At 57.6% G+C, this 12,048-nt stretch carries 14 protein-coding genes; 8 read left to right on the top strand and 6 right to left on the bottom strand.

Annotated elements, in window-relative coordinates; all coding sequences use genetic code 11:
• Positions 1-14: 14 nt before the first annotated feature.
• The gene (gene rpoZ, locus H4J77_RS06440; RefSeq protein WP_123888126.1) at positions 15-272 is read right to left on the bottom strand and encodes a DNA-directed RNA polymerase subunit omega; all 258 of its coding nucleotides are present in this window, start codon (positions 270-272) and stop codon (positions 15-17) included.
• Between the two features lie 84 nt (positions 273-356).
• Entirely contained in the window at positions 357-980 is a 624-nt protein-coding gene (gene gmk / locus H4J77_RS06435; protein WP_182247583.1) for a guanylate kinase, read from the bottom strand.
• Between the two features lie 145 nt (positions 981-1,125).
• Between gmk and H4J77_RS06430 the strand changes: the two genes are divergently transcribed.
• Both H4J77_RS06430 and H4J77_RS06425 read left to right on the top strand, forming a co-directional pair.
• Positions 1,126-2,379 carry a DUF2254 domain-containing protein gene (locus tag H4J77_RS06430; protein WP_182247581.1) on the top strand — a complete coding sequence of 418 codons (1,254 nt, stop codon included), beginning with the start codon at positions 1,126-1,128 and terminating at the stop codon, positions 2,377-2,379.
• 131 nt (positions 2,380-2,510) lie between these two features.
• The gene (locus tag H4J77_RS06425; protein ID WP_182247579.1) at positions 2,511-3,269 is read left to right on the top strand and encodes a GntR family transcriptional regulator; all 759 of its coding nucleotides are present in this window, start codon (positions 2,511-2,513) and stop codon (positions 3,267-3,269) included.
• Positions 3,270-3,321: 52 nt separating this feature from the next.
• On the opposite strand, the gene H4J77_RS06420 is transcribed toward H4J77_RS06425, so the two are convergent.
• Both H4J77_RS06420 and H4J77_RS06415 read right to left on the bottom strand, forming a co-directional pair.
• Entirely contained in the window at positions 3,322-4,686 is a 1,365-nt protein-coding gene (locus tag H4J77_RS06420) for an NCS1 family transporter (RefSeq protein ID WP_123888130.1), read from the bottom strand.
• Between the two features lie 107 nt (positions 4,687-4,793).
• A complete protein-coding gene (locus tag H4J77_RS06415; protein WP_123888131.1) occupies positions 4,794-5,537 on the bottom strand; it encodes an aspartate/glutamate racemase family protein in 744 nt (247 codons plus the stop codon).
• Positions 5,538-5,701: 164 nt separating this feature from the next.
• Here H4J77_RS06415 and puuE point away from each other — a divergent pair, with 164 nt between their 5' ends.
• From puuE to H4J77_RS06400, 3 genes are read left to right on the top strand one after another with little or no spacing between them, the layout of a single operon-like run.
• Positions 5,702-6,625 carry an allantoinase PuuE gene (gene puuE, locus H4J77_RS06410; protein WP_182247577.1) on the top strand — a complete coding sequence of 308 codons (924 nt, stop codon included), beginning with the start codon at positions 5,702-5,704 and terminating at the stop codon, positions 6,623-6,625.
• A 14-nt stretch (positions 6,626-6,639) separates the two neighbouring features.
• Positions 6,640-7,488 (top strand): bifunctional allantoicase/(S)-ureidoglycine aminohydrolase, encoded by an 849-nt coding sequence (locus H4J77_RS06405; protein WP_182247575.1) that lies wholly within the window; start codon positions 6,640-6,642, stop codon positions 7,486-7,488.
• Between the two features lie 24 nt (positions 7,489-7,512).
• A complete protein-coding gene (locus H4J77_RS06400) occupies positions 7,513-8,001 on the top strand; it encodes an ureidoglycolate lyase (protein WP_182247694.1) in 489 nt (162 codons plus the stop codon).
• A 51-nt stretch (positions 8,002-8,052) separates the two neighbouring features.
• Here the strand turns inward: H4J77_RS06400 and H4J77_RS06395 are convergent, their stop codons facing one another.
• Positions 8,053-8,919 (bottom strand): YicC/YloC family endoribonuclease, encoded by an 867-nt coding sequence (locus tag H4J77_RS06395; RefSeq protein ID WP_182247573.1) that lies wholly within the window; start codon positions 8,917-8,919, stop codon positions 8,053-8,055.
• Positions 8,920-9,082: 163 nt separating this feature from the next.
• Here H4J77_RS06395 and rph point away from each other — a divergent pair, with 163 nt between their 5' ends.
• Together rph and H4J77_RS06385 are read left to right on the top strand one after the other, a co-directional pair.
• Positions 9,083-9,802 carry a ribonuclease PH gene (rph, locus tag H4J77_RS06390; RefSeq protein ID WP_123888135.1) on the top strand — a complete coding sequence of 240 codons (720 nt, stop codon included), beginning with the start codon at positions 9,083-9,085 and terminating at the stop codon, positions 9,800-9,802.
• Between the two features lie 139 nt (positions 9,803-9,941).
• A complete protein-coding gene (locus tag H4J77_RS06385) occupies positions 9,942-10,343 on the top strand; it encodes a DUF4870 domain-containing protein (protein ID WP_182247572.1) in 402 nt (133 codons plus the stop codon).
• Positions 10,344-10,459: 116 nt separating this feature from the next.
• Here the strand turns inward: H4J77_RS06385 and H4J77_RS06380 are convergent, their stop codons facing one another.
• Positions 10,460-11,239 (bottom strand): exodeoxyribonuclease III, encoded by a 780-nt coding sequence (locus H4J77_RS06380; protein ID WP_182247571.1) that lies wholly within the window; start codon positions 11,237-11,239, stop codon positions 10,460-10,462.
• A 72-nt stretch (positions 11,240-11,311) separates the two neighbouring features.
• On the opposite strand from H4J77_RS06380, the gene pyrE reads away from it, so the two are divergent.
• On the top strand, positions 11,312-11,956 hold the full coding sequence (gene pyrE / locus H4J77_RS06375; protein WP_123888138.1) for an orotate phosphoribosyltransferase: 645 nt from the start codon (positions 11,312-11,314) through the stop codon (positions 11,954-11,956).
• Positions 11,957-12,048 lie beyond the last annotated feature (92 nt).

The raw sequence follows: 12,048 nt of genomic DNA, 5'->3' as shown, positions 1-12,048 counted from the left end.
CCTGCGCAAACTGCTTACTCGGCTTCGTCTGATTCCAGCGAGTACAGCGGCTCTTGCTGGTCCTGCAGTGCTTCTTCAGCCATGATTTTGTTGGTAAACAGGCCTTCTGCAATTTCGCGCAGGGCAACGACGGTCGGCTTGTCGTTTTCCCAGGCTACCTTGGCTTCTTTGCCACCGGTGGCCAACTGACGTGAGCGCTTGGAGGCCAGCATAACCAGCTCAAAACGGTTTTCTACATTTTCCAGGCAGTCTTCAACGGTAACGCGGGCCATGGTGTTACTCCGAAACGGGTATCTATGAAATCGGGGTGCGTGCCTATTCGGGACGCAGGACCAAACAGTGTACTGAATTGCGCCTCACTCTGACAAGAGCGCTTGTAGCAGAGCAGTGTGGCGCGACTGTTGCGCGTCCAGTCGCAGGTGTCTTGCGCGCACTATGGCTCTGAGATCGTCCAGTGCGGTATGGAAGTCGTCATTGATCACCACCGAGTCGAATTCCACGTAGTGGCTCATCTCGGCCACGGCCTCCGCCATTCGCTTGTCGATCACGGTTTCATCATCCTGGCCGCGCTGGGTCAGGCGCTCGCGCAGCGCGGTCTGGGACGGCGGCAGGATAAAGATGGAATGGGCATTGGGCAGCTTGCGGCGCACCTGTTGCGCACCCTGCCAGTCAATTTCCAGGATCAGGTCATGCCCCTCGGCCAACGTACGCTCAACCGTCTGCTGCGAGGTGCCGTACAGGTTGCCAAACACCTCGGCGTGTTCAAGAAAGTCGCCGTCACCTACCTGCTTTAGGAATGCCTCGCGGGAAGTGAAATGGTAATTGACCCCGTCGTGCTCTCCCGGGCGCATGGCCCGAGTGGTGTGCGAAACCGATACCCGCAGGTTGCCGGTCAGCTCGATCAGCGCCTTAACCAGGCTGGTCTTGCCCGCGCCTGAAGGGGCAGAAATGATGTACAGGGTGCCGGTCGCTTGGCTCATCGAAAACAATATCCTGCGGGTCGGTGAAAAAGGGGGGTGGGCGAATTATAGGGATATTGACGGCTGTCGTCATGGATAACCTTTGCGCGGCGCAATCCGCTAAGCTGTTGCTTACAGACGAATCGCAACGGGAAACGCGCAGCAGATGATTTCTAAATGGCAATGGCTGCTAGCGCAGCTGAGCCGCACCCTCTGGGTGCGGGCTACTCTTTACGTCGTGCTGTCCATTGCTGCAGCGCTGCTGGCAGTGCTGGTCGAGCGCCTGTTGCCTGAACCGCTGCCCATCACGATAGGCGCCTCCGCGGTTGATAGCATTCTTGATATTCTCGCCTCCAGCATGTTGGCGGTGACAACCTTTTCGCTCAGCGTCATGGTTTCCGCCTATAGCGCAGCTACCTCTGAGGTCACGCCACGTGCCACGCGGCTGCTGATGCAGGACACCACGACACAGAATGTGCTTGGCACCTTTATTGGTTCTTTTCTCTACAGCCTGATTGGGATTATTGCGCTAAGCACGGAGGTTTACGGCGAAAGCGGTCGTGTCATCATGTTTGGCATGACGCTGCTGGTGGTCGCGCTGATCGTGATCACGATTCTGCGCTGGATTGAGCATCTATCGCATTTTGGCCGGGTGGGTGACACCACGGCGCGGGTCGAAGTGGTTGCTGCTGGCTCACTCGATGACCGCATAACCAACCCTTGTCTGGGGGCACATGCGCTGCGTGATGACAGTATCCCCGCCGGTGCGCACGCGCTCTACCCGCGGCATTGCAAATACTTGCAGCACCTGGATATGGCAGCTTTGGCTGACTGTGCTCAAGCGCATGACGTGAACCTTTACGTTACCGTCTTGCCTGGCGGCTTTTGCCACCCCGCCGAGCCCTTGTTGTGGTTGCAAGGGGAGCTTGGTGAGGCGTGTGAGCAGTCGCTGCATGACTGTTTTACCTTTGGCGAGCTGCGATCATTTGACCAGGACCCACGCTTTGGCTTTTCGGTGCTCTCGGAGATTGCTTCTCGTGCACTCTCACCCGCGGTAAATGATCCGGGTACTGCCATCGATATTTTAGGCCGGGGAGTGCGCCTGCTGTCTGCCTGGGTAAAGTATCGCGAGCCGCAAGAGCAGGACGAAGTGCGCTACCCGCGTGTCTGGCTAAAGCCCTTGCAGCTGGATGATCTCTTTGACGATCTGTTTGGCCCGATTGCGCGTGATGGGGCAGCCCGCATCGATGTCCAGCTGCGTCTGCACAAGGCGATGCAGGCGCTGATCGCGCTCGATCCGGTTTTCTCCACTCCGGCAAAGCGCTTGAGCGGTGAAGCGCTGGCACTATCGGAGCAAGCCATGGTGCTGGATCTGGATAAGGCGCGCGTGCGCAACCTGGCTGTGGCTGAGCGGGTTTAAGTGCTCGAATGGGCTGAGGGGCGTTTGTTATCCACAGGCATTCAGGGGACGCAGCAGCGTCGGCGCTAGTACTACGAAGCGTATACAATAGCGCGCAGATTTTAACCTAGAGCGCATAGAGAGATTACCTGATGACGTCACACCGGCCTCCGTCGGAGCCCCGCAGCACCGACTATGCTTCCACCCGCGTGGGTCGAAATAAGGTGAGCGGCAAAGGCGCCCAGCACCAGGACGCCATATACCGAGCCATCAGCGACGCCGTCATCGAGCATCGCCTCAAGCCGGGTGCGCGTCTGCGCGAAGATGCCCTGGCCGAGGTGTTTGGTATCAGTCGCACCGGTATTCGCAAGGTGCTGCAGCGCTTGGCGATGGAGCAGTTGGTCACCTTGACGCCGGGTAAGGGCGCAAGCGTTACGCGGCCTTCAGCCGAGGAAGCGCACGAGGTATTTGAGGCGCGGCGGCTGGTTGAGGGCGGCTTGCTGGCCAAGCTGACGCGGCGGGTCAATGCCGATGAGTTGCAGGAATTGCGCGCGTTAGCCGATCAAGAACAGCAGGCTCTGCATGAGCGTGAGCAGAGTGACGCCATCAAGCTGTCGGCGGCGTTCCACAATCGCCTTGCCGCGCTGGTGGGCAACCAGACCTTGACGCGCTTTGTTGATCAGCTTTGCTCGCGCTCATCACTGATTCTGGCGATGTATGGTCATGCAGGAAATCTGGGGTGTGAATGCGGCGACCACAGCCAGCTGATCGACCTTTTGCAGGCCGGTAAAAGTGATCAGGCAGCTGAGTTCATGGGCCGCCACCTCGATTCAATAGAGGCGTCATTATCCATAGACGACGCCCCCGAAGAGGCGCCGGATTTACGCAATATCTTTTCTGCTTACCAGTAACTCGATACTGAACACCCGAGTGCAGTGCATCGGGTGTTCGATGCGTTTAGTCTTACTGGCGAAAACGCTGACATGGCGCCCAATACCGCATCAACAGGTAATAGCAAAGTCCGGCTGGAATCAGACTGGCGTACCAGGAAACAACGGCAATATTGAGTGCGACCACCGCGCCCACGGCGGTGGCAATCAGTGCAGCATAGTTCACGCCACGGTAGGGTCCTTGAGCATCGTAGAGGTGCTCAAGGTTCAGCGTACGCTTGCGCAGTAGATAATAGTCGACCACCAGAATCGCAAAGATCGGGCCGAGGAAGGCCGAGTAGGTCTGGACGAAAATCTGCAGGCCGGCAGCCGAGTCATCGCTTACCAGCTTCCACGGAAAAGTCGCAAAGGCCAGCAGGCCGACGATCACAGTGGCGGGGCGGAATGACAGCTTGAACACATCCATCAGTACGTAGGTTGGCGGCACCACGTTGTTCAGCACGTTGGTGGTGACCTGCGCAAAGGCAATGAACAGCAGCGTGGTCATCAGCAGTGGTGTGTTGTCGACCGCATTGGCGAATACCTGAATCGGATCGGCCACGCCCGTGGCTTCTGACACCATGTAACCGATCAAGCCCATGAACAGCGTGCAGGGCAGGATCGACATGGAGTAGAGCGTGGTCAGCAAGCCGGGACCGCTGCCGTGCTTGTGTTCACGGGAGTAGTCGCTGACGTTGAGGATCATGGTGCTGTAGATACCGAGAAACAGCATGGTAGCGCTCCAGAAGGGCAGTCCCCAGGAGCCCTGCATGGTGAACAAGCTGGTCGACAATTCATCGCCGTAACGCTGCACCGTGCTGTAGAACATGTAAACCAGCGACGCCAGAATAAAGGCGCTACCCACGTTTTCCAGCCACTTGATGCCCTGAAAGCCCATCACCGACAGTCCAATCTGCAAGAACTGGAAAGCGATAAAGAAGAACACCAGATTATCGAAGCCGAATAAGGTGGCTGACACCATATTCAATGCGCCAGCGCCAATCCAGCTCTGAAAACCGTACCAGACAATCGCCGGCACTGCCCGCACCAGGCCTGGCAGGCGGGTGCCGCCAAAGCCGAAAGCGCTGCGCGCCTGTACCATAAAGGGGATGCCGTATTTGTAGCCGGCGGCGCCGTTGAGTACCAGCGCGACGCCGATCACGAAACAGCCGATGGCGATCGCTAGGGTGGCCTGAATCAGGTTGAGGCTGCCGACCACGCTAGAGCCCATGGTGAAGGTGCCGATGGACACGCAGCCGCCGAACCACGCCAATAGGTATGACAGGCGGCCCATAATGCGGGTCTGCTGGGGAGCCAGGGACTCAGCTCCCGGGGCTTTGGACTCGGTCTGTGATTGCGCTTGCAGGCTGCTCTGCGCTGCGGTGGCGTCGGTTTTCATGAGACTGCCTCGTGACGTGAGTTTTTCATTGTTATCTCCGTGGATCGCGCGATCCCGATTTTATGGGTGACGCTGTAATACCGCATCCGCTGCACGGATGCGGGCTTTCAGGTCGGTTTGAGATTGGAATAGTCCGCAAAGCGGCCGGTAAAGGGTTTTGGCAGCGGGAAGGCCAGGTCACCAAACTTACTGGTACCCAGCCCCAGGCCGACTACCGCTTCTGCCAGTTTGATGGCCGCAGTAACGCCTTCGACAATCGGCAGGCCGACGGCTTCGCTGATCTGTGGTGTCAGGTCGGCCATGCCGCCGCACCCCAGTACGATGGCGCCGATGTTGTCTTCACGCTTGGCACGCAGGCATTCTTCGATGATCAGTTCCAACGCCCGATCCGGATTGTCTTCCAGTTCCAGTACGGGGATGTCGGCAGCGCGTACACGGCGGCAGGTGTGGCTAAAACCGTAGTTATCCAGCAGGTGTTCGGCGATGATGGCGGTGCGTGGCAGTGTGGTAACCACCGAAAAACGGGTGCTGATCAGGCTGGCGATATGGAAAGCCGCTTCGGCAATGCCAATCACTGGTGCGCGGGTCAGCTCGCGGGCGGCGTACAGGCCGGGATCACCAAAGCAGGCGATGATGTAGGCGTCGGTTGCTTCGCGCTCGCCAGCCAGAACTTCTTCTACTACGCCCAAGGCGCTGACCGCCTCATCGAAATGGCTTTCAATGGATACTGGGCCACTGCTTGGCTGCGTGGCGGTAATGCGTGTGCTGGCCGCCGCTACGGACTTGGCGGCACTTTCGATGGTCGCCGTCATGGCTTGGGTAGTATTGGGGTTTATGACGCGAATATGCATTGAATTGGCTCGTATCTATATTTGTACACAAGGTTTAAGAATAATTGTATACAATCTATTGAGTCAAAAAGCCAAAATACTTCATGCTTATTGCATGCGATAAGCTTGCCTGACGAGCCACGCTGGCAAGCATTTTGCACAGCTTACGTAAAGGACATGCCGTTATGACATCCAGCCCTGACTATCCCCGTGACCTTATCGGCTACGGGCGCAATACGCCCGAGGCCAACTGGCCTGGGCAGGCCCGAATTGCTGTGCAGTTTGTTCTCAATTACGAAGAGGGCGGTGAAAGCTGCGTGCTGCACGGTGATACGCATTCGGAGAGGTTTTTGTCTGAAATCGTCGGCGCAGAAGCCTTTCCGGCCCGTCATTTGAGTATGGAGTCGATTTATGAATACGGCTCACGGGTGGGTGTTTGGCGCATTCTCAAAGAATTTGAACGGCGCGATCTGCCGCTAACCGTTTTCGGTGTGGCTATGGCGCTGGAGCGCAACCCCGAGGCGGCGCAGGCGTTTCGTGAGCTGGGTCATGAAGTGGCGTGCCACGGCTGGCGCTGGCTGCATTATCAGGATGTGCCCGAAGCGGTGGAGCGTGAGCACATGCAACGCGCGATGGACATTTTTCAGCGTCTTTACGGCGAAAAGCCAGCGGGTTGGTACACTGGTCGTGACAGCCCCAATACGCGCCGTCTGGTGCTCGATGAAGGCAGCTTCCTTTACGACAGTGACTACTATGGCGATGACCTGCCGTTCTGGACGCGAGAAGCCGATAGTCAGGGTGAGCTGCACAACCACCTGATCGTGCCCTACACGCTGGATACCAACGACATGCGCTTTGCCTCGCCGCAGGGTTTCAACACCGGCGATCATTTTTTCCAGTACCTGAAAGACGCTTTTGACGTGCTCTACGCCGAAGGTGAAGAACTGCCGAAAATGCTGTCTATCGGCCTGCACTGCCGTTTGATTGGCCGGCCGGGACGTTTCCGTGCGCTGCAGCGTTTTCTTGATTATATCGAATCCCATGATCGGGTCTGGGTGACACGGCGCGTCGACATCGCCCGTCACTGGGCTGATCACCACGCCATTTGAGCCAAGGAGCCAGCATGTCCAAGCAACCGACAGAACCGCGTACTTATTACGCCCCGACCGGTGGTCATCCACCGCAGACGCAATTGACCACCGATCGTGCGGTCTTTACCGACGCTTACGCGGTGATCCCCAAGGGCGTCATGCGCGACATCGTCACCAGCCATTTGCCGTTCTGGACCGGCACCCGTCTGTGGGTGCTGTCGCGCCCGCTGAGCGGCTTTGCCGAGACCTTTTCCCAGTACATCATGGAAGTGCAGCCCGGTGGCGGCAGTGACAAGCCGGAAACCGACCCCACAGCCGAAGGCGTGTTGTTCATCGTTGAGGGTGGCATGACCCTGACCCTGAACGGCCAGCAGCACGAGATGAAGGAAGGCGGTTACGCCTTTATTCCTCCGGCCAGCGATTGGCAGGTGCGCAACGATTCTGGCGCCGTGGTCCGCTTTCACTGGATACGCAAGGCTTACCAGAAAGTCGAGGGTATCGACGCACCAGAAGCCTTCGTTACCAACGAAAATGACATCGATCCACTGGTAATGCCCGGCACCGACGGCGCCTGGAGCACCACGCGGTTCGTGGATATGAGCGACATGCGCCACGACATGCACGTCAATATCGTCAACTTTCAGCCCGGCGGTGCTATTCCCTTTGCCGAGACCCACGTAATGGAGCACGGCCTCTATGTGCTGGAAGGCAAGGCCGTTTATCTGCTGAACAAGGACTGGATCGAAGTTGAGGCCGGTGATTACATGTGGCTGCGTGCTTTCTGCCCGCAGGCCTGCTATGCCGGCGGCCCTGGTCCGTTCCGCTATCTGCTGTACAAGGATGTAAACCGCCACATGAAGCTGCCGACCTTTGCTCGCTGAGGAGTGATAGATATGGCTGCTGCTATGTTGGAGTTGCGAGCCGAGCCACTGACCCCGGAGGCCTTCGCGGCCTTCGGTGATGTGATCGACTCGCGCAGCTCGGATCATTTCATGATCAACTCCGGGCGCACCCGGCGTCATCACGACCTGGCCAAGGTTGAAGTGGCGGGCGAGTCACCGCGCGTGCTGATCAGTATCTTCGTCAGTCAACCGGTTGAGGTGCCCTTGGAGTTGACCTTCCTCGAACGTCACCCGCTCGGCAGCCAGGCGTTCATGCCGCTGCATGAGGAGCAGTTTCTGGTTGTAGTGGCGCCGCCTGGTGACACTATCGATCCGGCCGCAGTGCGCGCCTTTATTACCGATGGCCGCCAAGGTGTGAACTACGCAAAAGGCACCTGGCACGCGATTCAATCGGTACTCGAGCGCGAAGGTGAATTTTTGGTGGTCGATCGTGGTGGTGCCGGGCACAACTGCGATGAGTATCCGCTCAATATCCGGGTCACGCTGGAGTGAGCTAGTGACAGGGCTGGCCCAGATGCAGCCCTGTTTATTAGCAGGGCGCAGTTACTCTATATTCTGAATCTGTTCTCTCATCTGTTCGATAAACACTTTCAAATCCACAGCAGCCTGGGTGCTGCGGGTGTCGATAGCTTTGGAGCCGAGGGTGTTGGCTTCGCGGTTGAACTCCTGCATGAGAAAGTCCAGGCGTCGGCCAATGGCGTCCTTGCTATCGAGCACACGATGAGTCTCGGTGACGTGGGTGTCGAGTCGGTCGAGTTCTTCGGCCACGTCAATCTTCTGCGCCAGCATGACGATTTCCTGTTCGACCCGGGTGCTGTCCAGCTCCAGCTTGGCTTCGTTGAAGCGGTCGATCAGCCTCTGTCTGTGCGCGCTCAGCAGGGTAGGCATCATCTCGCGCAGTATGGCGGTGCGGTCGCTGATGCTGCTCAGGCGTTCTTCAATCAATTGTTTGAGCTCGGCACCTTCGCGGGCGCGGTGATCTTTGAGTTCGTTGAGCGCTGGCTCAAAGAGCTCACGGGCGCTTTTTACCAGCGCCGCCTGATCGCTTTCCTGACCGCTGATAACGCCAGGCCAGGCCAGTAATTCGAGCGGATTGATGGTCGAAGGGTTGGCCAGGTTGGCACTGACCTGCTCGGCAGCCTTGACCAGTTGCGCTACCAGCGGTTGGTTGAGGCTGATGTCACGTGCTTCGCTGCTGGCGGGGTTGAAGCGCAGCGTACATTCCACTTTACCGCGCGCCAGTTGCTTGCGCAGCCGCTCGCGCAGCGGTCCTTCAAGCTCACGGAAGGCCTCCGGCAGACGCAGGGTGACTTCCAGATAGCGGTGGTTAACCGAGCGCATTTCCCAGGCCAGGTTACCCTGATCGGTGCTGAGTTCGCTGCGGGCGAAGGCGGTCATGCTGTTAACCATGGGATTCCTCTATCAGTTTGAATGGCCGGCTCGGCCAGCAAAGCCGCATTGTAGCCTCTTGCCTGCCTTCAGGTAAGCAACTGGTCGCCGCGAACAGCTGAGAGGCCGATCAGCCTGCTATACTCCGCCGACTTTACATACCGCAGTACAAGGATTCTCCAATATGCAACGCCCCAGTGAACGTGCCGCCGACCAAATGCGTCAGGTAACCCTGACCCGCCATTACACTAAGCACGCTGAAGGTTCAGTGCTGGTCGAATTTGGTGATACCAAAGTGATCTGTACGGTCAGCGTGGAGGCCGGTGTACCGCGCTTTCTGCGTGGCTCTGGTCAAGGCTGGGTGACCGCCGAATACGGCATGCTGCCGCGCTCCACCGGCTCACGCATGCAGCGTGAAGCCAGCCGTGGCAAGCAGGGTGGACGTACGCTTGAGATCCAGCGCTTGATCGGCCGCTCATTGCGCGCAGCGATCGACCTTAAGGCACTGGGCGAGAACACACTGTATATCGATTGCGACGTCATTCAGGCCGACGGCGGCACTCGCACAGCCTCTATTACCGGTGCCTGCGTCGCTCTGGTTGATGCGTTGCGCGCCATGAAGCAGCGCGGTGCCATCAAGAAGGTGCCTGAAGTGCAGATGATTGCGGCGATTTCCGTGGGTATCTACCAGGGTGTACCGGTACTGGATCTGGATTACCCGGAAGACTCTGCGGCTGATACTGACCTGAACGTCGTTATGACCGACAAGGGTGGTTTTATCGAAGTGCAGGGCACCGCCGAGGCTGCTCCCTTTAGTCCTGAGGACCTGAACGCCATGCTGGTGCTGGCGCGTAAGGGCACCGAAGAGCTGTTTGCCATGCAGCTGGAAGCGCTTAAAGACTGAGTGTTCAGCGCGTATATGAACCAGTAGAGGCAGGCTTTAGGCCTGCCTTTTCTGCGACTGGTCAGGTGGTAATACCCGTGGCCGGTGAAATTTGCTACAACGTGAGTACATTCCACTTTGCCTTGCCATGGAGGCCTGCATGACTGATGAAAGCGTCACTAACCAACCCACACCAACGCCTGAGTCTCAGCCGCCTGGTACCCCAGGGCAGCAAGCGCGTCAGTGGGCGCTCATTGCGCACGTTGCCGGGTTTCTCGGCTGCGTTATTCCTTTCGGTAACCTGATTGGCCCTTTGATTGTTTGGCAGCTAAAAAAGGATGAGGATCCCTTTATCGACGACCAGGGCAAGGAAGCGCTCAACTTTCAGATCACAGTCTCACTGCTGATGCTGTTGAGCTTCTTACTTATTGTCGTGGTAGTGGGTCTATTCCTGGTATGGCTTGTGGCAATTGGCGCGATCGTGCTGATGATCATTGCTGCGATCAAGTCGAACGAAGGTACGGCCTATCGTTATCCGTTCTGCTGGCGTTTGATCAAGTAAAGGGCAGGGCTATCCCGGCGAGGTTGCACGGCCGGGGCAGCATACTGCTTGCCTTTGTTGGCCGGAAAGGCCCTTGGGGATCTTGCAGCAAGGGCGCACGTGGCGCCCGCAAAGGGTCAGATAGTCAGCGTCCAGTCGTAATCGACGATTACCGGAGCGTGCTGCGAAAAGCGGGCATTGCGCGGTATCTTTGCGCTTTTTACAAAGCGGCGCAGGCCAGGCGTCAGGAACTGATAGTCGAAGCGCAGCCCCAGATTCAGGTTTTCGGCTTGCTCGCTATTGGGCCACCAGCTGTAAAGCTCTGATTCTCGGGTAACTTCGCGTACAGCATCGACATAACCCATATTGCCGTAAATCTCGTCCATCCAGGCGCGCTCAGGGGCCATGAAGCCGGGTTCGTGCTGGCAGTCGCGCCAGTTCTTTACGTCCAGCTTGAGATGAGCAACATAGAGCGAGCCACAGTAGATGAACTCGCGACGCTTGCGGCGCTGCTTGTTGAGGTAGCTGGCGAAGTCTTCCATGAACTTGAATTTCTGGTTCAGGTCAGCGTCACCATCGCGGCCCGAAGGCAGCAGCAGTGAGCCGATGCTGACCTTGTCGAAATCGGCCTGCATGAAGCGGCCGTAACGATCGGCGGACTCGAAGCCCAAACCCATGATAATTGCCTTGGGCGCGGTGCGAGTGTAGATGGCAACGCCACCCTGACTGGCAACTTCGGCCTCAAAGCAGTACTGCCAGTAACCGTCGATCCAGTAGGGATCCTGCTCTAGCTCGGGGGCTGTGACTCGAATGTCCTGCAAGCAGATGACGTCCGCATCCTGCGTGCGCAACCAGTCAAAAAGACCGCGTTCGGCTGCGGCCTTCACTCCGTTGACGTTAAGACTGATAATTCGCATGCATGGCCCCCCAAAAAACGTGGGTGTATGATAACCGAGCTTGATTGACTTTTGTTAACGAAGAGGGTGTAGATGCACGAATATCAGCGGGAATTCATTCGATTTGCACTGGATCGCGAGGTGTTGCGCTTTGGTGAGTTCACCCTCAAGTCTGGACGCAAGAGTCCTTATTTTTTCAACGCTGGCCTGTTTAACAGTGGTGGCTCGCTTAGCCGTCTTGGCCGTTTTTATGCTCAGGCGCTGGTTCACAGCGAACTGAAGGACGTTGATGTGATCTTCGGGCCGGCATACAAAGGCATCCCGCTGGCCGCCGTCACTGCAGTTGCGCTGGCCGATAGCTTTGACCGCGACTTGCCTTACTGCTTCAATCGTAAAGAGGCCAAGGATCACGGTGAAGGCGGGACCCTGGTTGGCGCGCCGCTGGAAGGGCGGGTGCTGATTATCGATGACGTCATTACTGCCGGTACCGCCGTGCGCGAGGTCATGCAGATTATTGAAGCGCAAGGTGCAACACCCGCAGCGGTGATGATCGCGCTGGACCGGCAGGAACGCGGCCAAGGTGAGTTGTCGGCCATTCAGGAGGTTGAGCGCGACTTTGGTATCCCAGTGATTAGTATCGTATCGCTTAATCAGGTGATGAGCTTTATTGCTGATGATGCCGAGTTGCAGCGGCACTTGCCCGCAGTAGAGGCTTATCGCGCCGAATACGGTATTTAATTTCACCGTCCCGACGCGCGTGTTGCGGGCTGCAGGTATAAATAGGCAAGAGATGAGGTTAATCTCTGAGTTTAGATTGCCGATATACTGCC

This window comes from Pseudomonas sp. 5Ae-yellow (genome assembly GCF_014077575.1).
GTDB classification, from domain to species: Bacteria; Pseudomonadota; Gammaproteobacteria; order Pseudomonadales; family Pseudomonadaceae; genus Halopseudomonas; species Halopseudomonas neustonica.
This window is presented reverse-complemented; position numbering and strand designations above follow the sequence as displayed.